General features: G+C 62.2%; 18 protein-coding genes and 1 tRNA gene. 9 read left to right on the forward strand and 10 right to left on the reverse strand.

All coding sequences use genetic code 11. The features are described from left to right. Positions 1–2: 2 nt before the first annotated feature. A complete protein-coding gene (locus HGO38_RS17295) occupies positions 3–1,100 on the reverse strand; it encodes a D-alanyl-D-alanine carboxypeptidase family protein (protein ID WP_502941593.1) in 1,098 nt (365 codons plus the stop codon). Positions 1,101–1,271: 171 nt separating this feature from the next. Between HGO38_RS17295 and HGO38_RS17300 the strand changes: the two genes are divergently transcribed. From HGO38_RS17300 to HGO38_RS17310, 3 genes are all read left to right on the forward strand, one after another. Then, positions 1,272–2,435, forward strand: coding sequence for a M20 aminoacylase family protein (locus HGO38_RS17300; RefSeq protein ID WP_250957152.1), 1,164 nt, complete (start codon positions 1,272–1,274; stop codon positions 2,433–2,435). A 106-nt stretch (positions 2,436–2,541) separates the two neighbouring features. Continuing rightward, positions 2,542–2,618: transfer RNA gene (locus HGO38_RS17305), tRNA-Arg, on the forward strand. 133 nt (positions 2,619–2,751) lie between these two features. After that, entirely contained in the window at positions 2,752–3,495 is a 744-nt protein-coding gene (locus HGO38_RS17310; protein ID WP_250957153.1) for a hypothetical protein, read from the forward strand. 115 nt (positions 3,496–3,610) lie between these two features. On the opposite strand, the gene HGO38_RS17315 is transcribed toward HGO38_RS17310, so the two are convergent. Further along, positions 3,611–5,494, reverse strand: coding sequence for a heavy metal translocating P-type ATPase (locus HGO38_RS17315; RefSeq protein WP_250957154.1), 1,884 nt, complete (start codon positions 5,492–5,494; stop codon positions 3,611–3,613). A 112-nt stretch (positions 5,495–5,606) separates the two neighbouring features. Here HGO38_RS17315 and dxr point away from each other — a divergent pair, with 112 nt between their 5' ends. Further along, positions 5,607–6,797, forward strand: coding sequence for a 1-deoxy-D-xylulose-5-phosphate reductoisomerase (dxr, locus tag HGO38_RS17320; RefSeq protein WP_250957155.1), 1,191 nt, complete (start codon positions 5,607–5,609; stop codon positions 6,795–6,797). A 21-nt stretch (positions 6,798–6,818) separates the two neighbouring features. Here dxr and HGO38_RS17325 read toward each other — a convergent pair whose 3' ends face one another. The 5 genes from HGO38_RS17325 to HGO38_RS17345 form a co-directional block, all read right to left on the reverse strand. Then, a complete protein-coding gene (locus HGO38_RS17325) occupies positions 6,819–7,952 on the reverse strand; it encodes a serine hydrolase domain-containing protein (protein ID WP_250957156.1) in 1,134 nt (377 codons plus the stop codon). A 74-nt stretch (positions 7,953–8,026) separates the two neighbouring features. Beyond that, positions 8,027–9,241 carry a 5-aminolevulinate synthase gene (gene hemA, locus HGO38_RS17330; RefSeq protein ID WP_250957157.1) on the reverse strand — a complete coding sequence of 405 codons (1,215 nt, stop codon included), beginning with the start codon at positions 9,239–9,241 and terminating at the stop codon, positions 8,027–8,029. A gap of 217 nt (positions 9,242–9,458) precedes the next feature. After that, on the reverse strand, positions 9,459–10,253 hold the full coding sequence (locus HGO38_RS17335) for an FAD binding domain-containing protein (protein WP_250957158.1): 795 nt from the start codon (positions 10,251–10,253) through the stop codon (positions 9,459–9,461). A 15-nt stretch (positions 10,254–10,268) separates the two neighbouring features. Further along, entirely contained in the window at positions 10,269–12,617 is a 2,349-nt protein-coding gene (locus tag HGO38_RS17340; protein ID WP_250957159.1) for a xanthine dehydrogenase family protein molybdopterin-binding subunit, read from the reverse strand. A gap of 87 nt (positions 12,618–12,704) precedes the next feature. Then, positions 12,705–13,193: a (2Fe-2S)-binding protein gene (locus tag HGO38_RS17345; RefSeq protein WP_250957160.1), complete on the reverse strand. Its 489-nt coding sequence runs from the start codon at positions 13,191–13,193 to the stop codon at positions 12,705–12,707. Between the two features lie 311 nt (positions 13,194–13,504). On the opposite strand from HGO38_RS17345, the gene HGO38_RS17350 reads away from it, so the two are divergent. The 5 genes from HGO38_RS17350 to HGO38_RS17370 all read left to right on the forward strand — a co-directional run bounded on the left by HGO38_RS17350 (position 13,505) and on the right by HGO38_RS17370 (position 22,609). Next, positions 13,505–13,768, forward strand: a complete 264-nt coding sequence (locus HGO38_RS17350; protein ID WP_250957161.1) for a YMGG-like glycine zipper-containing protein — start codon at positions 13,505–13,507, stop codon at positions 13,766–13,768. A 172-nt stretch (positions 13,769–13,940) separates the two neighbouring features. After that, positions 13,941–15,866, forward strand: a complete 1,926-nt coding sequence (locus HGO38_RS17355) for an autotransporter assembly complex protein TamA (RefSeq protein WP_250957162.1) — start codon at positions 13,941–13,943, stop codon at positions 15,864–15,866. A 58-nt stretch (positions 15,867–15,924) separates the two neighbouring features. Continuing rightward, positions 15,925–20,088 carry a translocation/assembly module TamB domain-containing protein gene (locus tag HGO38_RS17360; RefSeq protein ID WP_250957290.1) on the forward strand — a complete coding sequence of 1,388 codons (4,164 nt, stop codon included), beginning with the start codon at positions 15,925–15,927 and terminating at the stop codon, positions 20,086–20,088. A gap of 242 nt (positions 20,089–20,330) precedes the next feature. After that, positions 20,331–22,130, forward strand: a complete 1,800-nt coding sequence (locus HGO38_RS17365; protein WP_250957163.1) for a methyl-accepting chemotaxis protein — start codon at positions 20,331–20,333, stop codon at positions 22,128–22,130. Continuing rightward, positions 22,130–22,609 (forward strand): chemotaxis protein CheW, encoded by a 480-nt coding sequence (locus HGO38_RS17370; protein WP_250957164.1) that lies wholly within the window; start codon positions 22,130–22,132, stop codon positions 22,607–22,609. Before HGO38_RS17365 ends, HGO38_RS17370 begins: the two co-directional genes overlap by 1 nt. Positions 22,610–22,795: 186 nt before the next feature. Here the strand turns inward: HGO38_RS17370 and HGO38_RS17375 are convergent, their stop codons facing one another. From HGO38_RS17375 to fdhF, 3 genes are all read right to left on the reverse strand, one after another. Beyond that, entirely contained in the window at positions 22,796–23,029 is a 234-nt protein-coding gene (locus tag HGO38_RS17375; RefSeq protein WP_250957165.1) for a formate dehydrogenase subunit delta, read from the reverse strand. Continuing rightward, entirely contained in the window at positions 23,019–23,837 is an 819-nt protein-coding gene (gene fdhD / locus HGO38_RS17380) for a formate dehydrogenase accessory sulfurtransferase FdhD (RefSeq protein WP_250957166.1), read from the reverse strand. Before fdhD ends, HGO38_RS17375 begins: the two co-directional genes overlap by 11 nt. Before the next feature lie 166 nt (positions 23,838–24,003). After that, positions 24,004–26,883 carry a formate dehydrogenase subunit alpha gene (fdhF, locus tag HGO38_RS17385; RefSeq protein ID WP_250957167.1) on the reverse strand — a complete coding sequence of 960 codons (2,880 nt, stop codon included), beginning with the start codon at positions 26,881–26,883 and terminating at the stop codon, positions 24,004–24,006. Between the last annotated feature and the right edge of the window lie 83 nt (positions 26,884–26,966).

Raw genomic sequence — 26,966 nt, forward strand, 5'->3', positions numbered from 1 at the left:
AATTAGAAGGTCGGACGCGGAATGGGGATCGGCACATTGGCGATCTCGTTTGCCGCTGTGGGTTTGCCCGCAGGCGTTTCGGTGCCGGGGATAAGACCCGCGAACACCGTGCGCGGCGGACGCGGCATCTGCTGGATATAAGGCGAATGCACCTTCATCCGGCCTTCCTCGTCGCGGCCTTCGCTGCGCACCTGCCGGGCCTTGGGATTGCAGATCTCGCCGCTGATATCGGCAACCGAATCCCGGCCCGCGCCATAGGGCTTAAGCGTGTCCAGACGGTCGCCGGTCGCCGTGCGCGTCGTCAGGGCCTTCTGCAGCAGATCGGCCGACATGTCGGCCCGCCCGCCAAGGCTGTCGGCCCCCAATACCACCGAGACGACCGTGCGGCCATTGCGGGTCGCCGAAGACACCTGGTTGAAGCCGGAGGCGCAGATATAGCCGGTCTTCATGCCGTCCGCCCCGTCGAAACGGCCGATCAGCATATTGTAGTTCGGATATTCGTGCTTGCCGGTATTGATGCCCTCCAGCGCGAAATAGCCGGCATATTCCGGAAACTCGCGTCGGATCGCCACGGCAAGCACGGCAAGGTCCCGCGCCGTCGTATATTGCCCCTGGCCCGGCAGGCCGTTCGGGTTGATGAACCGCGACGAGGACATGCCAAGACGTGCCGCCTCGTTGTTCATCCGCGCCATGAAATTGTCGAGCGAGCCGCCCACCGATTCGGCGATCGCCACCGCCACGTCATTGGCCGACTTGACGAGCAGGATCTTCAGCGCGCTGTCGAGCGTCATCTGCGAGCCGGGCTTGAAATACATCTTGCTGGCCGGCTGGGCCGCTGCCTTCTGGCTCATCGTTACGACGCTGTCGAGCCGGACCTCGCCGGCCTTCAGCGCCCTGAACACCGTATAGGCCGTCATCATCTTGGTCAGCGATGCCGGATACCATTTGCGGAAGGCATCCTCATGCTCGATCACCCGGCCGGTCGCCACATCCACGACGATTTTCGGATTGGCCGTCGCCATCGCCGGCACCAGAGCGGCAAGGGCCGCCGACAGCGCGAAAATCCGTCCAAGTCGGTGCAGAATGGCAGACAACGACATCTCCTTCATCGGCCAGAACGGTCCGCCGCCTGCCGAATGTCTCTCGCAACCCGCGGATAACTACCTTATATGACTAAGCAATGGCAAAGCCCGTTGATTCCGTCAATTGCCACGCGGCCACTGCCGCGCTTAAACTGCCCAGAGATTCAGAAGCAGGGCCAGGAAAATGACATGCCGATTTTGAACCGAGCCGCCGAATTGCAGGACGAAGTGCAGGAATGGCGCCGTCATCTCCACAGCAACCCTGAGATTCTCTACGATGTCGAGCAGACGGCCGCCTTCGTGGCGGCCCGCCTTGCGGAATTCGGCGTTGACGAAATCGTGACCGGCATCGGCCGCACCGGCGTGGTCGGCGTCATCCGCGGCCGCGGCGAAAGCGGGCGCGCCATCGGCCTTCGCGCCGACATGGACGCCCTGCCGCTGACCGAGATCACCGCCAAGCCCTGGGCCTCCACTGTCGACGGCAAAATGCACGCCTGCGGCCATGACGGCCACACCGCCATGCTGCTGGGAGCCGCCAAATACCTGGCCGAGACCCGCAATTTCAACGGCAATCTCGTCGTCATCTTCCAGCCGGCCGAAGAGGGCGGCGCCGGCGCGCTCGCCATGGTCAAGGACGGCCTGATGGAGCGGTTCGGCATCCAGGAAGTTTACGGCATGCACAACATGCCCGGCATGCCGGTCGGCACGTTTGCGATCCGCAAGGGCGGCATCATGGCAGCCCCCGACAAGTTTTCGATCACCGTCAAGGGCCGCGGCGGCCATGCCGCCGAGCCGCATCATACCCTGGATCCGATCGCCATCGGCGCGCAGATCGTCGGCGCGCTGCAGCTGATCGCCTCGCGCAATGCCAATCCGCTGCGCTCGGTCGTCGTCTCGGTCACCAAGTTCTTCGCCGGCACCACCCACAACATCATTCCGGAAGAAGCCCTTTTGGCCGGCACCGTGCGCAGCCTGGATGAGACCGTCCGAGACCTGGCCGAAAGCCGCATTCGCCAGATCGCCGCCGGCATCGCCGCCGCCAATGGTGCCGAGGCCGTCGTCGATTACGAGCGGGCCTGCCCGGTCACCGTCAACCATGCCGCCGAGACCCTGCACGCCGCCCGCGCCGCCATCGAGGTCGCCGGTCCCGACAATGTCAACACCGAGGTCGATCCCTCGATGGCCGGCGAAGACTTCGCCTTCATGCTGCAAACCCGCCCCGGCGCCTATATCATGATCGGCAACGGCCAGACCGCAGGCCTGCACAATCCCGCCTACGACTTCAACGACGACGCCATCGCCCACGGCATTTCCTATTGGGTAAAACTCGCCGAGCAGCGGCTGACGGACTGAGACATGGGGACGGCCGGCCATCGACCGCCAGCCACCGCCAAACCGAGCCCAGCTCTCGAAAAAAGCTTGGCTTCGCTCCAAGCCTTTTGTATGGATGCCTTTAAGTGGTTCCGTAGCTCAGCAGGATAGAGCACCAGATTCCTAATCTGGGGGTCACGCGTTCGAATCGCGTCGGGATCACCATGATTTTCGATGGGCCAGACCCTCTCCGAATTGCCCGATAGTATAGTACCGACTACAGGTGACTTCACTTGAAGCCGCTGTTTCCGACAAATCTGTAAAACAGGGAATGCAACATACTAGCGAAAGGCATGACTTGAACAACGACCCCACGGAGCGACAGAAAGCGCTACTTTTAGCGGAGGATTGGCGGTTTCATGCGATCGACTACGTCGGCACAGGGTTGGGCATGCTGGCATCCACGGAGAAAGCATCTTTCGCCAAAGACCGCATCGTGTCTTTCGGGCTTCCATCGGCGCCCGCATTGTTCTTAAATCTGGCGATCGCATCATATCGGCATCGAGCGACAATCAATCTTGACGACGCATTTATTCAGCACCCTCCACCACAAGGCACATGGCCGGAAGAGCACGGCAATCTTTTCGACTATTTCCAGAGCACTATGGCAGAGATTGTTATGGCGTTTTCGGCTATCGAGGCCTTCGCGAACGAGTCAATACCTTCCGGGTATACCTACTTATTTACCCAACAGGATGGTAAGGTCGTGCCGCTCACCGGTTTAGAACTTGAGAGGCGAGTATCTCTTGATGAAAAGCTCAGTTCCTTGCTACCAGCCGTCCACAGCATCAACAGCCCAAAGGGCCGAAAGCCTTGGGAGCGATATCGTAAGCTGAAGGCTCTTCGAGATCGTTTGACTCACCTAAAATCCGTTGACCGCAAGGCTTCGGGTCCCGAGGATCAGACGATATGGGGCTCGTTGCTCGAGGCCAGGAACGAAAATTTCGCCTTAAGCGCCTTTACAATTATCGGCGCTTTTCCAGAATTGGTCCAACAGCGGCGGTGGTACATCCTGGCGGGACACTTGCTTAAACGGACATAAACCTGGGAACGGAACTTCCTTGTCCGGCAGTCACCGATTGCCCAGAGTGAGCATGGCCCGGCTCATGCCATCCGACTTGGCCGAAATGATTTGAACCGGTTTATATCGTCCATGGTCACCGGTCGCCCTTCCTTTCTTCCCCGCCCTTGTCCGTTGGAATTTTCAACGCCCTGAGCGCGTTGAGGATGACGGCAACGTCGATCGCCTCCTGCAGCAGCGCGCCTTGCACCGGCGAAAGATAGCCCATTGCGGCAAAGCCCATGGCGAGGAAGGACAGGCCAAGGCCGACCGCAACGCTCTGGCGGGCGATCGCCAGTGTGTTCTGGGCAACCACCAGCGCCTGGGCCAGGCGGCGCAGATCATCGACCAGCAGCACGATATCCGCAGCCTCCGAGGAGGCGGCCGCACCGCGCGCGCCCATCGCCACGCCGACATCGGCCGCGGCCAGGGCCGGCGCATCGTTGACCCCGTCGCCGATCATCATCACAGGTGCCGAGGCACGCTCCTTGATGACGATCTCGACCTTTTCGGCCGGTTGCAGATCGCCGCGCATGTCGTCGATCTGCAAGCTGCGGCCGATCGCGGTTACCACATCGGAGCGGTCGCCGGACGCCATGACGAAACGGCTGACCCCTGCCTTGCGAAATCGGTCGAGCGTGGCGCGGGCGTCGTCGCGCACCAGGTCCGCGAGCAGGATGATGCCGGCGACAGCGCCATCGAGGCCAACCGCCACCACCGCCATTCCCGGCGGCAGGTCGCCGCCAAGCTCGAAGGGATCACCAGTTGTGCTGCGGTCGCGCACGAAGCTGCTGCCGCCGACCACCACCCGGCACCCGTCGACCAGCCCTTCCAGGCCTGAGCCTGGCACCTCCCGCACATCCGTCGGGTTTGATAGCACCATGCCCTTGTGATGGGCGGCCTGCACCAGGGCGGCCGCACTGACATGGTTGGAGGCCTGATCGAGCGAGGCCGCCAGACGCAGCAGCATGTCCCCCTCAAAGCCCGGCGCCGCACGGATATCGACCACACCGGCCGTGCCCGTCGTCACCGTTCCCGTCTTGTCGAGTACAACGGTGCGCACCCGCGCCAAGGCCTCCAGTGCGCCGCCGTTCTTGATCAGCACGCCAAGCGCTGCGGCCCGCGATATGCCGGAAATGATCGCCACCGGGACGGCAAGGATCAGGGGACAGGGCGTCGCCACCACCAGCACGGCCAGCGCCCGCAGCCGGTCGCCACTGATCCACCAGGCGCCGCCGGCAATCAGCACGGTTGCCAGCAGAAACCAGATGGCATAGCGATCCGCCAGGCGCACCAAAGGCGCCTTGCTCTGCTGCGCCCCTTCAACGAGCCGGACAATGCCGGCATAGGTGCTGTCGGCGGCGGTTCGGCTGACCTTGAGATCGAAGGCGCCACCGATCGACAGGCAGCCGCTGGCGACCTCCTGGCCTTGTCTCAGTTGAACCGGCAGGGCTTCGCCGGTCAGCGCCGACATGTCCAGGTCGGCCCGTGCATCGAGCAGCACGCCATCGTTCGGCACCACCTCGCCGCGCCGGATCAGGATCCGGTCGCCCGGCACCAGGCACTCGATCTCCACCTCTTCCAGGACCTCTCCGGCATAGCGCATGGCCGTGCGCGCCACCCGTCCGAGCAGGGCGGTCATCTCCCGCCGCGCCCGGCCTTCCGCATAGTTTTCCAGCTGCTGCCCGCCGGCATACATCAGGGCGACGATATTGGCGGCCAGCGGTTCGTCGAAGGCCAAGGCTGCCGACATCGACAGCCCGGCAATCACGTCGATGCCGAAGTGGCCGCGCCACAAGGACACGGCGATTTCCGCGGCAAGCACCGCCAGCACGAGGCCGGCCCCGGACGACCAGCCGATGGCGGCAAGGTCTGCCCGGCCGAGCGAGATCGCCAATCCGCCGCCGCACAGCGTCAGCAGGGCGAACAGCGCCAGGAAAGGACGGGCATAGGTGCGTGAGAAGGCCAGCGCTTCGACCATTGCAGTTCCCTATCATCTCGTGGCGCGACCGCGCATTCGGGATCAAATGCTTGCTGCCCACCCATTTCCCTTGTAGACGCATGGGAAAATGAAGCAATCTGCGGATATGCGAATGAACCCCGTCACCGAAGTGCCGCGTCGCTTGACCATACTCGGTTCCACCGGCTCGATCGGAACCAATACGCTCGACGTCATAGCACAGCTTGGCGGCCGGGATTCCTTCGAAATCCTGGCGCTGACCGGCAACGGCAACATTGACCTTCTGGCTGCGCAGGCCCGCGCTACCGGCGCCCGGCTTGCGGTCACCGCCGACGAGAGCCAGTATATCGCCCTGAAGGATGCGCTTTCGGGAAGCGGCGTGGATGTGGCCGCCGGCCGGACCGGGCTTGATGAAGCAGCCAGGCTCGAGGCGGAGTGGGTGATGGCGGCCATCGTCGGCACGGCGGGCCTTGCCCCGACGCTGGCCGCTGCCGCCCGCGGCGCCGATATTGCGCTGGCCAACAAGGAATGCCTTGTCTCGGCCGGCGATCTCTTCGTTGAAGCCGTGCGCCGGGGCGGCGGCCGGCTGATCCCCGTCGACAGCGAACACAGCGCCATTTTCCAGTGCCTCGACAATGACCAGCGCCATGCCCTTGAGCGTATCGTGCTGACCGCCTCGGGCGGACCGTTCCGCACCTTCACCCGCGAACAGATGGCAGGCGTGACGGCGCATACCGCCCGCACCCATCCCAACTGGTCGATGGGCCTGAAGATCTCCATCGGCAGCGCCTCGATGTTCAACAAGGCGCTGGAAATGATCGAGGCGAAGCATCTCTTCGATCTTCGCCCGGATCAGATCGAGGTGATCGTCCATCCTCAGTCGATCGTCCATTCCATGGTCGGTTATGCCGACGGCTCAGTGATCGCCCAACTCGGCAGCCCCGATATGCGCACCGCCATCGGCTATGCACTGACCTATCCCAAGCGCCCGAGCCTTAATGTCGAGCGGCTGGATTTCGCAAAGCTGGCACGGCTCGATTTCGAGGCGCCGGACGAGGCGCGGTTCCCGGCGCTGCGGCTGGCCCGCACGGCCCTTTCCCGCGGCGGTCTGCAGGGTGCCGTGATGAATGCCGCCGAAGAAACCGCCTTCACGGCCTTTGTCGAGGAACGCATCGGCTTCCTTGATATGGCCGACATCGTCGAGACGGTGATGGACGGCCTGTGCGACATCGGTGCCGCAACGACCATCGGCGACGTCTTTACAGCCGACGAAGAGGCTCGCCGAAAGGCACTGGCGGCGATCGCCGCCCGACGGCCCGCCTGACGGAAGCTGGGCGTTGCCGCTTCAGTCCGTCGCCTGGCGCCGGCCATAGACCGCCCGCCGCAGCAGTTCGGGATAAAAGCCCATGCAGCCTTCGAGCGCGGTATTGGTCAGGCTGACGACGGTCAGCCGCTCCGCCGGATCCATGAACCAGGTGTTTCCGTAGACCCCGCCCCATTGCAGCGTGCCTTTCGGCAGGGCCGTTGCCGCCGCGTCGGGATCGACGATCACCGCGCCGATGAACCCGAACCGCATGCCCGGCTCGCCGTCGATATCACCAATCTGGTTGGAGATCGCGGCGTGGGCCGTCTCCGGCTTCAGACCCGGCTGACCGCCGGCCCGCACCGTTTCCAGCAGTGTCAGCATGTTATCGGCCGTTCCCGCCATGCCGGCCCCACCCGACTGGAAAGCCTTGGGATTGAAGATGCGCGACGGCGAGAATGCCGCCCGCCATCCGGCCTCGCCGGCCGCAATCCACGGATCCGGCATGCGCTCCGGCCGTGTTTGACCATCCGCATAGGCGACGGCCAACCGATCCTTGTCGGTGACATGGAACCGCGCATCGGTCATCCCCAGCGGCCCGGCCACATGGTGGACAACGGCCGCCTCCAGCGTATCGCCATGCACGGCCGCGATCACGGCGCCGAGAATGTCCGTCGCAAAGGAATAGGCCCATCGACTGCCCGGTGCAAAGGCCAGCGGAATGGCATTATGCCGTTCGAAATTGGACTTGAGGTCGAGATCCGTATCGACCAGGCCCATCGTCACCGCGCGGTCCGATGACAGCAGTTCCAGGGCCGGATCGTAGACGAGGCCCGACGTATGGGTCAGCAGATGACGGATGGTGATCGGTGCCTCCCGCCCATCGGCGGTCTTCGGGCGAAACCACGGCAGAATGTCGACGACCGGGACGTCGAGGCCGAACAGGCCGGCATCGATCATCGCCAAAGCCGTGACTGCCACCACCGGCTTGGTCAGGGACGCATAGCGAAAAATCGTGTCGAGGGTCACCGGCCGCAGCGCTTCGCGATCGGCATATCCGGCGGCGCGGCGCAAAAGCGGCTCGCCATCACGATAGACCAGCACCACCGCTCCGGTGATGCGCTCCTGCTCGATCGCCTGGTCGAGCATCCGGTTGACACGGTCCGCAATGGTCATGGCTCAAAATCTCCCCATAAAAAACGGGCCGCATTGCCGCGACCCGCATGCTTATAGGAAATAGTGCGGATCGATCAAGCGACCGCGCGCGACAGGGCGCAACGCGACCAGAGCTGATGCAGCGCGCCGACCAGATGTTCGAGATCGCCATCCGAATGCAGCGGCGTCGGGGTAATCCGCAGACGCTCGGTCTTCTTCGGCACCGTCGGGTAGTTGATCGGCTGAACATAGATGCCGAAATTGTCGAGCAGCAGATCCGAGATCCACTTGCACTTGGCCGCATCGCCGACCAGCACCGGCACGATATGGCTCGGATTGGGCATATGGGGAATACCGCGGGCATCGAGCATGGAGCGCAGGCGGCGAACCCGCTCCTGATGGGCAAAACGTTCGATCTGGCTGGTCTTCAGATGGCGGATCGAGGCGACAGCACCGGCCGCCAGCGACGGCGGCAGGGCGGTGGTGAAGATGAAGCCCGACGAAAAGGAGCGAATGAAATCGCAAAGGGCAGCGGAGGCCGCGATATAGCCGCCCATCACGCCAAAAGCCTTGCCAAGCGTGCCCTCGATCACATCAAGCCGATGCATCAGGCCTTCGCGCTCGGCAATGCCGCCGCCATGGGCGCCATACATGCCGACAGCATGCACTTCGTCCAGATAGGTCATGGCGCCGTATTTGTCGGCCAGATCGCAGATCTCCTTGATCGGCGCGATATCGCCGTCCATCGAGTAGACCGATTCGAAGGCGATCATCTTCGGCGCCTTGGGGTCGGCCGCGGCCAGCTTGGCTTCAAGATCCTTCAGATCATTGTGCTTCCAGATGACGCGCTCGCATTTCGCATAGCGAATGCCCTCGATCATCGAGGCATGGTTGAGCGCATCCGAGAAAATGATCAGGCCGGGGATCTTCTGGCCCAGCGTGCCGAGCGAAGCCCAGTTGGAAATATAACCTGACGTGAAGATCAGCGCCGATTCCTTGCCATGCAGATCTGCGAGCTCGCGCTCCAGCAGCACATGGTAATGGTTGGTGCCAGAAATATTCCGGGTGCCTCCAGCACCCGCGCCACAGTGGTCGATGGCACTCTTCATCGCTTCCACGACAGCGGGGTTCTGGCCCATGCCGAGATAGTCGTTGGAACACCAGACGGTGACGTCCTGCTGACCTTCAGTCGTGTGGCGCGTCGCACGGGGGAAATTGCCGCGCTGCCGCTCGATATCGGCAAAAACGCGATACCGGCCTTCCTCGTGAAGATTTTCCAATTCGCTTTTGAAAAAAGCTTCGAAATCCATTGCCAAGCTCCAGTCTTTGACACCCTTTTGGGTCCGTCCACGCGAGCGGTCAAGCCCGGTACTGTCAATTCGTTCTAAACTGCGACAAAAGGCGCGAGTCTGAATCTTTCCAGAAAATTACTAATCGATCCCTACATCTTAGAATTGATCTACGTCAAACCCAGAGAAAAAGGACAGCCAAGGCCGTCCTTTTCCCTTTTTCGCAGCAGAATCGGGCTCAAGCGGCCAGGACAGCGCGTTTGGCCATGACTTTCACGAGATTCGCCCGGTATTGCGAGCTGCAATGCATGTCCGACATCAGCCCGTCCTCGGCAACCGCAACATTGGCCAGTGCCTCCGCCGACCAGTTGGCAGCAAGAGCCGCCTCCATCGCAGTGTGTCGGAATACGCCGCTGGCCCCGGCACCGGTCACGGCCACCCGCACGCCACCGCTCCCCTTGGCGACGAACACCCCGGCCATGGCATAGCGCGAGGCCGGATTGGGGAATTTGGCATAACCAGCGGTCTGCGGTGCGGCAAAGGATATGGCCGTGATCAACTCGCCGTCTTCAAGCGCCGTCTCGAACAGTCCGGCGAAGAAGTCGTCGGCCGGAACCTGCCGCCGATCGGTGATGATCGTCGCGGCCAGCGCCAGCATGGCGGCGGGATAGTCGGCCGCCGGGTCGTTGTTGGCGATCGAGCCGCCAATCGTGCCCATATGCCGCACATGCGGATCGCCGATCATCCCAGCCAGCGCCGAGATCGCCGGACAGACGGCCTTGATCGCCGCGGATGACGCAACCTCGGCATGGGTGACCGCCGCACCGATGCGAACGGTGCCGCCATCGACGACGATCCCCTTCATTCCATCGACATGGCGCAGGTCGATCAGATCGCTGGGGCTGGCCAGTCGCTGCTTCATCGTGGCGATCAGGGTCTGGCCGCCCGCCACATATTTCCCGTCTTCCGCCGAACCAAGCAGGCGGGCCGCATCTTCAACGGACGATGCGCGGTGATAATTGGTTGCATACATGGACCTGTCTCCCCTTCACTGCGCGGCCTGAATGGCATTCCACACCGCAAGCGGCGTGGCCGGCATATTCAGGTTGTTGTTGCCGATGGCATCGGTGATCGCATTGATCAGCGCCGGCGGCGAACCGATGGCGCCCGCCTCGCCGCAGCCCTTGATCCCCAGCGGATTGCCGGGGCACGGCGTGCATTGATGCGAGATGCTGAAGGACGGCAGGTCGTCGGCGCGCGGCATGGCATAGTCCATGTAGCTTGCCGTCAGCAGCTGGCCGGTTACCGGATCGTAATTCACCCCTTCGAGCAGGGCCTGGCCGATGCCCTGCGCAATCCCGCCATGCACCTGCCCCTCGACGATCATCGGATTGATGATATTGCCGAAATCGTCGGCCGCGACGAACTGGATGATCTCGGTCTTGCCGGTTTCCGGATCCACTTCGACCTCGCAGATATAGCAGCCGGCCGGGAAGGTGAAGTTGGACGGATCGTAGAACGCCCCTTCCTTCAGTCCCGGCTCCATGCCCGCCGGCAGATTGTGGGCGGTATAGGCCGCCAGCGCCACCTGGAACCACGGCAGGACCTTGTCGGTGCCGGCGACTTTCAGCTCGCCGTTCTCGATGACGATATCGCTTTCATCGGCTTCCATCAGATGGGCGGCGATCTTCTTGGCCTTGGCCTCGACCTTGTCGAGCGCCTTGACGATCGCCGACATGCCGACCGCTCCAGAGCGCGAGCCATAGGTGCCCATGCCCATCTGCACCTTGTCGGTGTCGCCATGCACGATCGAGACATTGTCGATCGGTACGCCGAGCCGCTGGTTGACGAGCTGGGCAAAGGTCGTCTCATGCCCCTGGCCATGGCTGTGCGAACCGGTCAGCACTTCGACGGTGCCGACCGCGTTGACCCGCACTTCCGCCGATTCCCAAAGGCCGACACCGGCGCCTAGCGAGCCGACCGCCGCCGACGGCGCGATGCCGCAGGCCTCGATATAGCAGCTCATGCCGATGCCACGTTTCTTGCCGCGCGATGCAGCGTCCGTCTTCCGGCCGGCAAAGCCGTTCCAGTCGGCTGCCGACATGGCCGCATTCAGCGACGCCTCGAAGTCCCCGGCATCATAGGCCATGATCACAGGCGTCTGGTGCGGGAAGGTGCGGATGAAATTGGTGCGGCGAAGCTCGGCCGGCGAGATGCCCAGTTCCCGGGCCGCCGTTTCCATGGTCCGTTCCATCACGAAGGTCGCTTCCGGACGCCCGGCGCCGCGATAGGCATCGACCGGCACCGTATTGGTATAGACCGTGCGCACATTGGCATGGATCGCCGGAATATTGTACTGGCCCGACAACAGCGTCGCATAGAGATAGGTTGGCACGGACGACGAGAACAGCGACATATAGGCGCCGAGATTGGCGATCGTATCGACCTTCAGCCCGGTGATGCGATTGTCCTTGTCGAAGGCCATCTTGACCGTCGAGACATGATCGCGGCCATGGGCATCGGTGAGGAAGGCTTCCGTGCGGTCCGACGTCCACTTGACCGGAACGCCGGTTTTCTTGGAGGCCCACAGACAGATGATTTCCTCCGGATAGATATAGATCTTCGAGCCGAAGCCGCCACCGACATCCGGCGCGATAACGCGCAGCTTGTGTTCCGGCGCGACATTGTAGAAGGCGCTCATGACGAGCCGCGCCACATGCGGGTTCTGGCTGGTGGTGTAGCAGGTATAATGATCTTCCGCGCTGTCGTAGATGCCGAGCGTGGCGCGCGGCTCCATCGGATTGGGCGACAGGCGGTTGTTGTGGATCTTGATTTCCGTGACATGGGCCGCCTCGGCAATCGCCTTGTCGACAGCGGAGCTATCGCCGATCTCCCAGTCGAAGATCAGGTTGCCGGGCGCTTCCGGGTGAAGCTGCGGTGCGCCGCCTTCAAGGGCGGCCACGGCCGTGGTCACCACCGGCAGTTCTTCATAGTCGATCTCGACCACTTCGGCGGCGTCGCGCGCCTCGCCATAGGTATCAGCCACAACGATCAGAACGGCATCACCGACATAGCGCACGGTATCGACCGCCAGCGGGCGCCAGGCGCCCATCTTCATCGGCGTGCCGTCTTTCGAATGGATCATCCAGCCGCAGATGATGTTGCCGATCCCGTCGGCCAGCAATTGCTTGCCGTCCAGCACGTCGATTACCCCCGGCATGGCCTTGGCCGCCGAAACATCGATGCGCTTGATCCTGGCATGCGCATAAGGCGAGCGCACGAAATAGGCGAATTTCATTCCCGGCACGACCATGTCGTCCGTATACCGGCCCTTGCCGGTCAGGAAGCGCTTGTCTTCCTTGCGCGTCACCCGCGCACCCACACCTTCAATACCCATGATATCCTCCGATGGCGTTTCCAGCCCGGATATCCGCACGCAAGACCTTGATCGGCAGCGGCGGCCGGCCGGCGTCTCGATCTATGCTTACTCGGCGGCCTGGCGGCCGGCATGCATCTCGGTATTGGCGGCCAGAACCGCCTGGACGATATTGTGATAGCCGGTGCACCGACAGATATTGCCTTCAAGCTCGTGGCGGACGGTTTTCTCGTCGAGCGTGCCGCCATGACGGGCGATCATGTCGACCGCGGTCATCACCATGCCGGGCGTGCAGAAGCCGCATTGCAGGCCATGATGTTCCTTGAAGGCCGCCTGGACGGGATGCAGCTCGCCATTGCCGGCCAGGCCTTCGATGGTCGTGACCGTCGAGCCCGATGCCTGCACGGCGAGGATGGAACAGCTCTTCACGGACTTGCCGTCCATATGGACCACGCAGGCGCCGCATTGGGATGTGTCGCAGCCGACATGGGTGCCGGTCAGCCCAAGATTTTCGCGAATAAAATGCACAAGCAGCGTCCGCTCTTCGCAGTTGCCGCTCACTGTACGGCCGTTCACCGTCAGCGTTACCTTAGCCATATTGCTCCTCCTCGTGTCTCTCCCTGACACCCGGCCATCATTTGTCTTTTTCCGGACCGGATCAACCAGTACTTTGGAAAAGGGAACTTTTTTGTATGCCGCACTGCAGCAACGTCGCCTGATTATTGTGACGGCCGGCACATTGCGGCCGGTGCGACTCTAAAAACCTCCGGCTACCCGTAGACTTTCACAGTTTCGGCGGTATTTTCGCGGAACAGTCGTCATTTAGTGGACGGTGGGTGAAGGCTGGAGCGGATAGGCATGACGGATCGAACCGGAATACGGCAACGATCCCCAATTGGAGAGACATCATGAAGAAGGCTATTGTACTTGTGCTGGTGGGCCTGTCGCTTGCCGGCTGCACCCAGACCGAAAAGGGTGCCAGCATCGGCGCCGTCTCGGGCGCCATCATCGGCGGCGCGGTCACCGGTGACGTGCGTGGTGCCGCGGTCGGTGCAGCCATTGGCGGCGTATCCGGTGCCGTGATCGGCAGCGTCGCCGATCAGCCGGGCCAGTGCTACTACCGCGACCGCTACGGCCGTCGTTATGTTGATAGCTGCCCGCGCGGCTATTGATTGTCATCGACACAGAGGTCCGGGCCGACGCCCGGACCTCATCCCGACACAGTTTTCGCGACAGGCGTGCCAAAACGATATGCAGATCTGGCTTTTTGCTATTAAAGTGGAACCTAAGCTAAGCGGAAACCCTTCTCCGCCATGATGGCCGGATGAACAAAAAAAGTTGCGTATGCCGAGTAGATCGACATCACCGAAGGTTAGTATCGCGTTTCGGAAGGCATGCACCGGACTGGCGGTCGCAACGACTCTGTCCCTATGTCCGCTTGCAGCGAGCGAAGCCTATGCTTTCAAACTGTTCGGGATAACGATTTTCGGCGAGCCGGAAACAGCCAACGATGTCATCGACCCCGTTACCTACAAGGCCGATCTGAGCACCTCCACAACCGATAAGGATCTGCGCGAGGTGCTGGAAAACAGCTCGCGGCTGGTCCAGGAAGCCGACAAACCTGTCTCCGGCGATCTCGGGCTGGTCATCAAGGCGCGCGATGATCGCGATCGCCTGCTGGCAGCCCTTTATGAAAATGCCCGCTATGGCGGCGTGGTGACCGTCGAAATCGACGGCCTAAGCATCGATGCCCTGCCGCCCAATCCCGTCTTCGATCACGCCGCTCCCGTTCCGGTCACCATCAAGGTGGAGCCCGGTCCGGTCTTCACTCTCGGTCGCGTCTCCCTCACAGGCGATGCTGCCGAACTGGAGGCGGAAAAATACGATCTCGTGCCGGGCGGCAGTGCCGGCTCCCTGCTGATCCTGAAAGCGGCCGACAAGATCGTCGGGGACTTGAAAGCCGGAAGCAGGCCTCTGGCCCGGCTGACCGCCCGAGAGGTCGTTGCCGATCACCAGGCCCTGACCGTCGATGTCACCATCGGCGCCGATGGCGGCCCGGTGGCACCGCTTGGACCCGTGTCGGTTTCCGGCACGAAGACGGTCGATGCCAATTTTATCCGGCGCTATTCGCGTCTTAACGAAGGCAAGCCCTATTCGCCCGAGGATCTGCGCAAGGCCGGTGACCGGCTGCGCAAGCTCGGCGTGTTTTCCAGCGTTTCCATTCGCGAGGATGAGAAGCTTGCGGCCGATGGCTCAATCCCGCTGGGCATCACCGTGTCGGAAGGCAAGCATCGTTATTTCGGCGCCGGCACAACGATATCCACCATCGATGGGTTCGGGCTGGAGGGCTATTGGGGCCATCGCAACCTATTCGGTGAGGCGGAATCCCTACGGATAGAAGGCTCTGTTGGCGGCATCGGCGAAACGACCGATGCCACCGAGTTCAACTATTCCGCAGGCATCCTGTTTTCCAAGCCGGGAGCCTTCTTCCCTTCGGCAACCCTGAATGCCAGCATCAAGGCCGCCACGCTCAATACCGACTCCTACGATTCGGCCACGGTGACCGGTCTGGTTGGCCTGTCCTATGAGTTGACTGACTACGATACCGTCTCGGCCAGCACCTCGCTGGAATATGCCGATATCGATGATGCCTTCGGCAACAACCAGTATCTGACCTTTGCAATCCCGCTCGAATATGTGCGCGATGCCCGAGACAACAAGCTCAACCCGACCGAAGGCTATCGCGCCGCGATCGAGGTAACCCCCAGCTACGAGATTCTCGGCAGCACGGTTTTTTCGTCCTTCGAGGCAACAGCGTCCGCCTATCGGTCGGTCGGCGAGGATGACCGCGTGGTCTTTGCCGGCCAGGTCTCGCTTGGCACGCTGTTCGGCGGCGGCGGTCTGGCGGACATTCCGGCAACCCGGCGTTTTTACGCCGGCGGCGGCGGTTCGGTGCGCGGTTATGCCTTCCAGGAGATTTCGCCCTACAATGCCGACGACGAGGCAACTGGCGGGCGTTCCTATGCGCTTGCCTCCCTGGAAGCCCGCATCAAGATCACCGAGACCATCGGCCTTGTGCCTTTTCTCGATGCCGGCACCGTATCGACTGCGAATATTCCCGATTTCTCCGATATCCGCATGGGGGCCGGCATCGGCCTGCGCTATGCAACGCCCTTCGGTCCAATACGGTTTGACGTGGCAATGCCTCTTGAGGCTTATCCCGATGGCGCTAGTTACGGCATCTATGTCGGCATCGGCCAGAGCTTCTAGAAGCGCTTCTAGAGCAGAACGACACGGCCTCCGGGCATGAGAAGGTTGCGACGTGGCAATGACCCTATTGAGACGACTAACCGGTGCAACGCTGCGCCTTCTCGGCCTGCTGATGATCGTACTGGCGATTGTCGGCGTGACCGCGGTCGCAATTGCCGGCTTCACCACGCTCGGCGCGCGCTTCGTGACGGACATGATCGCCTCTGCCATCTCGACCCCCGACCGCACCATCGCGATCACCGACCCGCAGGGTCTGCTGAGCGGCCATCTGCGCGCCGAAACCGTCACCATTTCGGATACGCAAGGGATGTACGCCGAAATCCGTGATCTGTCGATCGACTGGTCACCGCTGGCGCTTCTGTCCCGGCGCTTCGAGGCTGAACGCATTTCGGCCGGCACGGTCACGATCGAACGGCAGCCGGTCGTTACGGAAGTTGCGACAAGCACCGGGGATGACGGTTTCTCGCTGCCGGTTGCCATCGATGTGAAAGCCGTTGACTTGCCGATCGTCAAGCTCGGCGAGGCCCTGATCGGTAATGCCGCCTCGCTGGCGCTGAAGGGCCATGTCATGGCCGACAATGACGCAATCGCATCCACGCTTGCCGTCAACCGGACCGCCGTTCCCGATGCCGCCCTGACGGCCAACCTCGTCTATGCGCCGGCGAGCAATAGCCTGACCCTTGAAGCCCGGCTGACCGAGCCGGAACAGGGTATTCTGGCCACACTCCTGCGGCTGCCGGGCGCGCCGGCGATCGACCTCGCTCTGTCGGGCGACGGCGCTCTGTCGCAATGGCAGGGCAAGCTGACGGCCGCCGTGGCCGGCCAGCCGCGATTAAATGTCGATGCGACCCACACGCTCGCCGCCGACAACCTGCGCCAGATCACGGTCAAGGGCAGCGGCCAGTTCGACACCTTCCTGCCGCCGGCCCTGCGGCCGCTGTTTGCCGGCGATACGCAGATTGATCTGGCAGCCGCCTTCGGCGCCGGCGGATCGATCGACATCGAGACCGGCACGATCGCCACCGGCAGCATGCGGCTCTCTGCGTCGGGCAGGCTGGACACCAAGGGCGACAATGATCTGAAAGCCAATCTGATCGGCATCGGTGGACCGGTCGATTTCCGCTGGCCGAGCGGCAATGATGAAATCCGCGCCATGATCAACGGCGTCGATGTCTCGGTGACCGGTTCGGCGACCTCCGCCCGGGTGAACTTGGCCGCCGCCCTCGAATCCCTCTCCCTGCCGCAGGGCCAGTTGAACGTCCTGCAACTGACCGCCAAAAGCGACGGCTTCGATCTCGCCGGACGCAAGGGCGTGCTCGATACCACCCTCTCGGTCTCCTCAAGCCAATTTGTCGACGAAACGATCAACCGCGCCGTCCGGGCGCCGCTCACCATCAAGGCGCCGGTGACCCTGTCGGCGGACACCCTCTCGGTCGAGGGACTGACCTTGGAGAGCGCCAGCATCGGCGGCACGGTCAATGGCGCCTACACGTTGAGCGATTCCGCCCTATCGGGTGACTTCCGGCTGTTTGCCCTGCCGGGCGTTCTGCCGGAAAGTCTTGCTGGCAAATTCACCGACACGATCGGCCTTGCCGGCGCATTGTCCTATTCGGCTGAAAAGACGCTCTCCGTCACCGACATCCAGCTGACCTCCAATGCTCTTGAAGCATCCGGCAGCGTAGCCCTGGCCAATAGCCAGCTAACGGCCGATCTCCAGGGCAGCCTGCCCCAGATCGGCACCTTCCTGGACAATGCCGATGGATCCGCGACATTCACGCTCAAAGCGCAAGGGCCGCTGGATGCCATCGCCGCCGATGCGACGATCTCGGCTGCAAGCGCCACGCTTGCCGGCCGCACCCTGCAATCCCTCGACATCGCCCTCAGCGGCACGGCGGACCCGAAACAGCCGCAGGCAACCATCACCGCCAATGGCAGCCTCGATGGGCAGGCGATCCAGCTGGATGCGCAACTGCTCTCGCGCGACGGCAGAGCCAGCATTCCTGACCTCACCGTCCGCGTCGGCGACAACAATCTCAAGGGTGCCCTCGACTTCAGCCCGCAATTCCTTCCCTCCGGCACCTTGGATTTCGACTTTCCCGATATCGGCCTTCTGGCGGCGCTCGGTGGCCAGACCGCCAGCGGCGACCTGAAAGGCAGCGTTAAGATCGCCGAAAGCGACAATCGTATCTCGATGAATATTCTGGCCACCGGCCGCGAAATCAAGCGTGACACGGTGACCGTGACAGCGCCGAACATTGATCTTGCCATCAGCGATATCCAGGCTCTGGCCGTCCAGGGCAAGATGTCCGCCGGCGCGGTTACGGCAGGAGCCAACCGCATCGAAGCACCAGTTCTGTCCTTCTCCCGGCAGGGCAGCGCCACCGATTTCGATCTGTCTGCCCGCTATGATGGCGCACCGCTCACCTCGAAGGGCACGCTGACCCAGGAAGGCTCAGGCCTGCGGGTCGCGTTGCAGACCTTTGCCGCAGCACCCCGCTCGATCCCGCTGAAACTCAGCCAGCCCGCCGCCATTCGCATTGCCGATGGCCGCGCCACGATCGAAACGCTGACGATTGCCGCCGGCAGCGGCACCGTCACCATCAGCGGCACGGCCGGCGAGACGCTGGATATCTCGGCCGCGATCCGCAATCTGCCGGCCGCCCTGGCCAATCCCTTCGTGGCCGGCCTTGACGCCGCCGGCGACATTTCCGGCGACGTGAAGGCAACCGGTTCCACCGCATCGCCCAATGTCACCTATGCGCTGACCTGGAACAATGCCGTTGTCGCGCAAACCCGTTCCGTCGCCCTGCCACCGCTGACCATCACCGCTTCGGGCACCTATGCTGGCGACCGCCTGTCGGTCGATACCAAGGTCAGCGGCCAGGGCGGGCTGACCCTGAACGGCGGCGGCTCGCTGCAGCTGTCGGGCGCCAAGCCGATCTCGATGAAATTTGCCGGCAAGCTGCCCTTCGCCCTGCTGTCGGGCCTGATTGCCAACCAGGGCTTCGTGCTTGAGGGGTCGGCCGACGCCGATATCACCGTCTCCGGCACGACGGCATCGCCGATCATCAATGGCACGGTGCGCACAAGCGGCGCCCGCTTCGTCGACGTCAAACGCAATCTCGCCATCGAGCAATTGACGGCCGATGTGGCGCTGAGCGGCAATCGCGCCACCATCTCGGGCCTGAGCGGACGCCTGACCGGCGGCGGGTCGCTGTCCGGGGGTGGCACGATCGACATCGCATCACCCGGCCTGCCGGCCGACATCCAGATCAAGCTCGATAAAGCCGCCTATGTCGACGGCTCGATGTTCACCACCTCGGCAAGCGGAACCCTGTCGCTGACCGGACAGCTTCTCGCCTCGCCCATTCTGTCCGGCAAGATCGCCATGGCGAAGACCTCGATTACCGTGCCGGAACGCCTGCCAACCTCGCTGTCCGAACTCAATATTGCCCACAAGAACGCGTCCGCCGATGTCCGCCGGCAGATGGCCGAGGTGATGACCAAGGAGGAAAACGGCAGTTCCTCGTCCATTAATCTCGATTTGCAGGTCTCGGCGCCCTCGCAGATCTTCGTCCGCGGCCGCGGCATCGATGCGGAATTGGGCGGCGACCTGACGATCCGCGGCACCAGCGCGTCACCGCAAGTGTCTGGCGCGTTTACGCTGCGGCGCGGGCGGCTGAGCATCATGACCAAGCGGCTCGACTTCACCGAGGGCACCATCACCTTCGGCGGCGCGCTGATCCCGATCATCAATCTGGAAGCGACCAGCACCTCCAACAGCACGACGATCACCGTGACCGTGTCAGGCCTCGCCAATGATCCCGAGGTCAGCTTCTCTTCGGCCCCCGCCCTGCCGCAGGACGAAATCCTCGCCCAGTTGATCTTCGGCCAGTCCATGGCAAAATTGTCGCCGCTGCAGATCGCCCAGCTGGCGGACGCCGTCGGCCAATTGGCCGGAGGACGCTCCACGTCGCTTTTCAACACATTGCGCAACACCATCGGTGTCGACGATCTCGACATCTCCACCGATGACAAGGGCAATGCCAATGTCAGTGCAGGCCGCTATCTTAACGATCGGACCTATCTGGAGCTTCAGGCCGGCGACGGCGGCGGCAAGGCGGTCATCAATCTCGACGTCGGCCGCGGTGTGAAACTGCGGGGCGAAGCCGGTGGCGATGGATCCGGCGCCGCCGGCATATTCTACGAAAAGGAATATTGAGTCAGTATCCGCAGGACGTTCGAATCGGTATTGGAAACACCCGTAGAGACTCAAGCTTTATTTTAGCATCTGATGGCAAGTAAATACTATCTTAACTCGGCATCCTTAAAATCAAGGGTGATTGCAGACATGACGACTCCTCAACAACAGAGCCTTCGGTTGAGTTTGCACTGCAGCGAATGAATCGCTGCGTAGATGCTCATGTCAGATACATCCATCGAAAATCACAAAAGGTGCCGTAAATGTCACTTCTTCCAGGCTTTAGCTCGGACGCGGCAAATATTCTGGGCGCGTTGAACAAATCCCAAGCGATCATCGAATTTAACCTTGATGGAACAATTCTGTCAGCCAATGAGATTTTCTGCAATTTGCTTGGCTATCAACTGTCCGAGATCAAGGGAAAGCACCATAGCCTGTTCTGCGATCCCGCCTATGTGGCAACGCCGGACTACAAGGAATTCTGGGCCATGCTCGGCCGCGGCCAGTTCGAGACGCGGGAATATAAGCGCATCACTAAGACCGGCAAGGAGGTCTGGATCCAGGCATCCTACAATCCGGTCTTCAGGGGCGGAAAGCCCTATAAAGTTATCAAGGTGGCCACCGATATCACCGAAGCGAAGCTGAAAACGGCGGAAGATTCCGGCAAGGTCGCGGCCATCAGCCGGGCCCAGGCGGTCATCGAATTTACCCCGAAGGGTGATATCATTCGCGCCAACGGCAATTTCCTCGAGGCCCTCGGCTACACCGAATCCGAGATACAGGGCAAACATCACTCGCTGTTCTGCGAGCCAAGCTATGTCAACAGCCCAGCCTATGCGGCGTTCTGGCAGAAACTCGCCGCCGGGGAATATGTCGCTGAAGAGTTCAAGCGCATCGGCAAGGCCGGGCGGATCGTCTGGATCCAGGCCTCCTACAATCCGATTTTCGACATGAACGGCAAGGTGTTCAAGGTCATCAAATTTGCGACGGACATCACGGAGCGGGTGCGCGCCGTCGACGAGATTGCCGCCGGTCTGACGGCCCTTGCCGAGGGCGACCTGACGGCCACCATTGTTAAGCCATTCATTCCGACGCTCGAAAAGGTCCGTGTCGACTTCAACAGTTCTATTGCCAAGCTTCAGGAAGCAATGCGGACCGTGGCCGAAAATGCATCGGCCATCGCAGCAGGCTCGAAGCAGATCCAGAGTGCATCCGATGAACTCGCAAAGCGTACGGAGCAGCAGGCCGCAGCCGTCGAGCAGACCGCCGCCGCCCTCGAAGAAATAACCCAAACCGTTACAGACAGCTCCCAGCGGGCAGACGATGCAGGGCAACTGGTCGCCAAGACCAAGACGACAGCCGAGAAATCCGGCGAGATCGTTAAAAGCGCCATCAATGCCATGGGTCAGATCGAATCCTCGTCGCGCGAAATCAGCAATATCATCGGGGTGATCGACGACATCGCCTTCCAGACCAATCTGCTGGCGCTCAACGCCGGCGTTGAAGCGGCCCGCGCCGGCGATGCCGGCAAGGGTTTTGCCGTCGTCGCCCAGGAAGTGCGCGAACTTGCCCAACGGTCCGCTACCGCCGCCAAAGAGATCAAGGCGCTCATCACCGCCTCGTCCAACCACGTCAAGAACGGCGTGTCTCTGGTCGGCGATACCGGTCAGGCACTGATCGAAATCGTCTCGGAAGTGCAGGATATCGACAGAAACGTCGTGGCGATTGTTGGTGCCTCCAAGGAACAATCCACCGGCCTTCGAGAAATCAACAAGGCCGTCAACGCCATGGACCAGAATACCCAGCAGAACGCCGCAATGGTCGAAGAATCGACCGCAGCAAGTCATAGCCTTGCGCGGGAAGCAGACACACTTCGAAAGCTTCTTGAGCAGTTTAGATTTGAGAAACACTCTTCTGTTAATCTCAGTTCAGTGAGAACCGATGCCCCTGCAGTCCACCGTCCTGCACCATCGCCCGCACGTAAACTCATGGCTCAAGTCGCCCGCGCTACATCTGGCAGAGCGGCAACGGCCCAGGCTCAGGAAAGTTGGGAAGAATTCTAATGGCCACACCAATCGCTCCCACCAGCTTCGGCGGTGAAACCCTCGAAATCATTGCCTTCCGGCTCCATGATCAGGAATTCTGCGTGAAGACCACGACCATCCGCGAAATCCGCGGCTGGGCGCCCTGCACACCGATCCCGCATGCTCCGGCCGACGTCATCGGCGTGATGAACCTTCGCGGCTCGGTCATCCCGATCATCGATCTGGCCTATAAGCTGGGCATGAAGAGCACGGTTGCCAACGAGCGCTCCGCCATCGTCGTGGCCGAAGTCCACAACATGGTCATCGGCATGCTCGTCGACCGCGTCTCCGACATCCTGACGATCCCGAGCATTCAGGTCCAGCCGGTTCCGGAAATCTCCGCATCCTTCGACAAGTCCTTCTCCGAAGGCATCATTGCCAACGAAAACGGCATGATCTGCTTCCTGAACCTCGCCAAGATGTTCAAGGGCAGCGAAATCGAAGAGCTGGCTGCCTGAGTTAACAGCCGGTCCGACAGAAACATCAGAATACAAAAGAAGCGGCCGTCTCGGCCGCTTCTCTGTTTTCAGGGGCGATCCGAACAACACGAAGGCTTTCCTCGGGTGGCTCCCCTCGTTCAGCATCGGTCATGGATAACAGCGGCTGAGTGAGACGCCAAAGTGATCCGGGTGTCGTGCCTGGCACTAGGCCGCAACCGGTCGCTTGATGTTCTGCGCGGCTTCCATGACCAGAGGCAACAGTCCCTCGCCGCCCTTGTCGACATGGTCGAAGAACTGGCGGCGCATGCGCGCCTCCCAGAACTTGTTGATGTGGTTCGCCACCCCATCGACACGCACCGCTTCCGGCTGCGACAGGAAGAAGGTGGCAATCTGGTTCGCCATGCGGATCAGCTTCTCGGTGGTCTGGTCATGCGACATCGGATACGGCTCCGGCCTGGATGCGTTCGGGTTTGGTGAAGATTTCGAAATCCTCGCCGCGGGCAATCGCGACGAGGGTCATGTTGGCGGCCTCGGCCGTGCGGATGGCCAGTGCGGTCGGCGCGGAAATGGCAATCAGCACGGGGCTGCCGAGCATGGCCGCCTTCTGCACCATCTCGACCGACAACCGGCTGGTGACCACTACCGCCCCATCGCTGCCCGCATGTCCGCCGCGCAGCACGGCACCGACAAGCTTGTCGAGCGCGTTGTGCCGACCGACATCCTCGCGCATCGCGACAAGGCCTATGCCTGGAACATAAAAACCGGCACCATGCACGGCACGCGTCTCGCGGTTCAAAACCTGCGCTTGTCCCAGGAGATGAAGCGCATCCACCACATCGGCGGGCGTCAGACGCAACCCCTGTTCCGGCAGTTCGCGCACCACCCGCACCGCCTGTTCGATCGATTCGATGCCGCAAAGCCCGCAGCCGACCGGCCCGGCCATCTGCCGACGGCGCGATGTCAGCGCCTCGGCGCTGGCATCGACAAGGCCGATCTGCACATCCACACCATCACCGGCCGCAACGACCTCGATGGAGTCGATCTCCTCGCGCGCGCCGATGATCCCCTCGGTCAGACAGAAGCCGACGGCAAAATCCTCGAATTCCGCCGGCGAGGCCATCATCACCGCATGGGTGCTGCCGCCGAAGGAAAAGGCGATCGGCACTTCTTCGGGGACGATCCGGCTGCCCGGCGTCAAGGTGCCATGGCGGAACTGCAACTCGCGAACGGATGTGGAGGTCTTCATGACGGGTGAGCCCTCATCCCCGGCACAACGTGTTGCGCCTGACCTGCCGGCACCTTCTCCCCGCAAGCGGGAGAAGAAAACATGCCGCAACGTCTCCGCCCCCTCTCCCCGCTTGCGGGGAGAGGATAGGGGTAAGGGGCAAGCAGCCGCAAGCCTGATCCATTTCCTATTCCGCTGCCTCCAGCTTGCCGGCGATCCGGCGGGACTGCTTGGACAGTTCCTCGTAGTCCTGTTGCCAAGCGGATGGACCGTTGGACGGGCTGACCTGAACGGCGGTTACCTTGTATTCCGGGCAATTGGTCGCCCAGTCCGAATAGTCCGTCGTGATGACATTCGCCTGCGTTTCCGGATGGTGGAAGGTGGTGTAGATCACACCCGGCGCCACACGGTCGGTGGTGAGCGCACGCAACGTCGTTTCGCCGGCGCGGCTCGCCAGCTTCACCCAGTCGCCATCCTTGATGCCACGCTGTTCGGCATCGTGCGGATGGATCTCCAGCCGGTCTTCCGCATGCCACACGACATTCTCTGTGCGCCGCGTCTGCGCCCCGACATTGTATTGCGACAGGATACGGCCGGTGGTGAGAAGCAGCGGGAAGCGCGGACCGGTGCGCTCGTCGGTCGCCACATATTCCGTGCGGATGAACTTGCCCCGGCCGCGCACGAAGCCGTCGACATGCATGATCGGCGATCCCTCCGGATGGGCCTCATTGCACGGCCACTGCACGGAACCCATCTTGTCCAGATAGTCGTAGGAGACATTGGCAAAGCTTGGCGTCGTGGCGGCGATTTCATCCATGATTTCGGACGGATGCTGGTAATCCCAGTTCAGTCCCATGGCCTGGGCCAGCTTCTGGGTGACTTCCCAATCCGCATAGCCATTCTTCGGGCTCATCACCTTGCGGACGCGGTTGATGCGTCGCTCGGCATTGGTGAAGGTGCCGTCCTTTTCCAGGAAGGTGGAGCCCGGCAGGAAGACATGGGCGTAGTTCGCCGTCTCGTTGAGGAACAGGTCGTGCACGACGACGCATTCCATCGCGGCAAGGCCGGCCGATACATGTTTGGTATCGGGATCGGACTGCAGGATGTCCTCGCCCTGGATGTAGATGCCCTTGAACGAGCCGTCGACGGCCGCATCCAGCATATTGGGAATGCGCAGGCCAGGCTCGTTGCTGAGCGTCACGCCCCACAGCTTCTCGAAGGTCTCGCGGGTCGCATCGTCCGAGACGTGCCGATAGCCCGGAAACTCGTGCGGGAAGGATCCCATGTCGCAGGACCCCTGCACATTGTTCTGGCCACGCAGCGGGTTCACGCCGACGCCAGGCCGGCCGATATTGCCGGTGACCATGGCGAGATTGGCGATCGCCATGACGGTGGTCGAGCCCTGGCTGTGCTCCGTCACCCCCAGGCCATAATAGATCGCGCCATTGCCGCCGCGGGCAAACAGGCGGGCCGCACCGCGCAGCTCTTCCGCCGGCACGCCGGTGAATTTCTCCGTCTCTTCCGGGCTGTGCTGGGGCTCGGAGACGAACCCTGCCCAATCCTCGAATTCCGACCAGTCGCAGCGCTCGCGGATGAAGGCCTCGTTGAACAGGCCCTCGGTGACGATGACATGCGCCAGTGCGGTCATCACGGCGACATTGGTGCCGGGCTTCAGCGGCAGATGGAAGGCTGCCTCGATATGTGGGCTCTTGACCAGATCGGTGCGGCGCGGATCGATGACGATCAGCTTGGCGCCCTGGCGCAGCCGCTTCTTCAGCCGCGACCCGAACACCGGATGGCCATCCGTCGGGTTGGCACCGATCACGATCACCACGTCGGAATGCTCGATGCTGTCGAAATCCTGGGTGCCGGCCGAGGTGCCGAAGGCCTGGCCAAGACCGTAGCCGGTCGGCGAATGGCAGACGCGGGCGCAGGTATCGACATTGTTGTTGCCGAAGCCGGCGCGGATCAGCTTCTGCACCAGGAAGGTTTCCTCGTTGGTGCAGCGCGACGAGGTGATGCCGCCGATCGAGTCCCGGCCATATTGATATTGGATGCGACGGAACTCGGAGGCCACATGCGCATAGGCCTCCTCCCAGCTCACTTCACGCCACGGATCGGAGATCCTTTCGCGGATCATCGGGTTGAGAATGCGGTCCTTGTGGCTGGAATAGCCATAGGCGAAGCGGCCCTTGACGCAGGAATGGCCGCGATTGGCCTTGCCGTCCTTCCACGGCACCATGCGCACCAGTTCCTCGCCGCGCATTTCCGCCTTGAACGAGCAGCCGACGCCGCAATAGGCGCAGGTGGTGACGACCGAATGCTCCGGCTGGCCGATGGATATCACCGACTTTTCGGTCAGCGTCGCGGTCGGGCAGGCCTGCACGCAAGCGCCGCAGGAGACGCATTCAGAGGCCAGGAAACTCTCGTGCATGCCGGGAGAAACGCGGCTGTCGAAACCACGGCCCTCGATGGTCAGCGCAAACGTGCCTTGCACCTCTTCGCAGGCCCGCACGCACCGCGAACAGACGATGCATTTCGAAGGATCATAGGTAAAGTAAGGATTGCTCTCGTCCTTCGGCATCCACTTGGCATTGATGCCGCCCGTGTCGCGCGCCCTGACGTGGTTGTCGCCCTCATAGCCGTAGCGCACATCGCGCAGGCCGACGGCACCGGCCATGTCCTGCAGCTCGCAATCGCCATTAGCAGCACAGGTCAGACAATCCAGCGGATGGTCGGAGATATAGAGCTCCATCACGCCCTTGCGGATCTGCTTCAGGCGCTCGGTCTGGGTATGCACGACCATATTGGCCATGACAGGCGTCGTGCAGGAGGCCGGCGTACCGTTGCGACCCTCGACCTCCACCAGACAGAGCCGGCAGGAGCCGAAGGCATCCACCATATCGGTGGCACAGAGTTTCGGCACCTGGATGCCCGCCTCCATCGAGGCCCGCATCACCGACGTGCCTTCCGGCACGGTAATCTGGCGCCCGTCGATGGTCAGCGTTACCGTTTTTTCGGAGCGCGACACGGGCGTGCCGAAGTCGATTTCAGGAACGAGGGGCATGGATGGCCTCCAGTGTGATCGTTTGGAACGACAAAAATGTGAAGCGCAAGGGGTCACCCCCCTCTGGCCTGCCGGCCATCTCC

It is taken from the genome of Rhizobium sp. CG5, from assembly GCF_023701945.1.
GTDB lineage: Bacteria > Pseudomonadota > Alphaproteobacteria > Rhizobiales > Rhizobiaceae > Allorhizobium.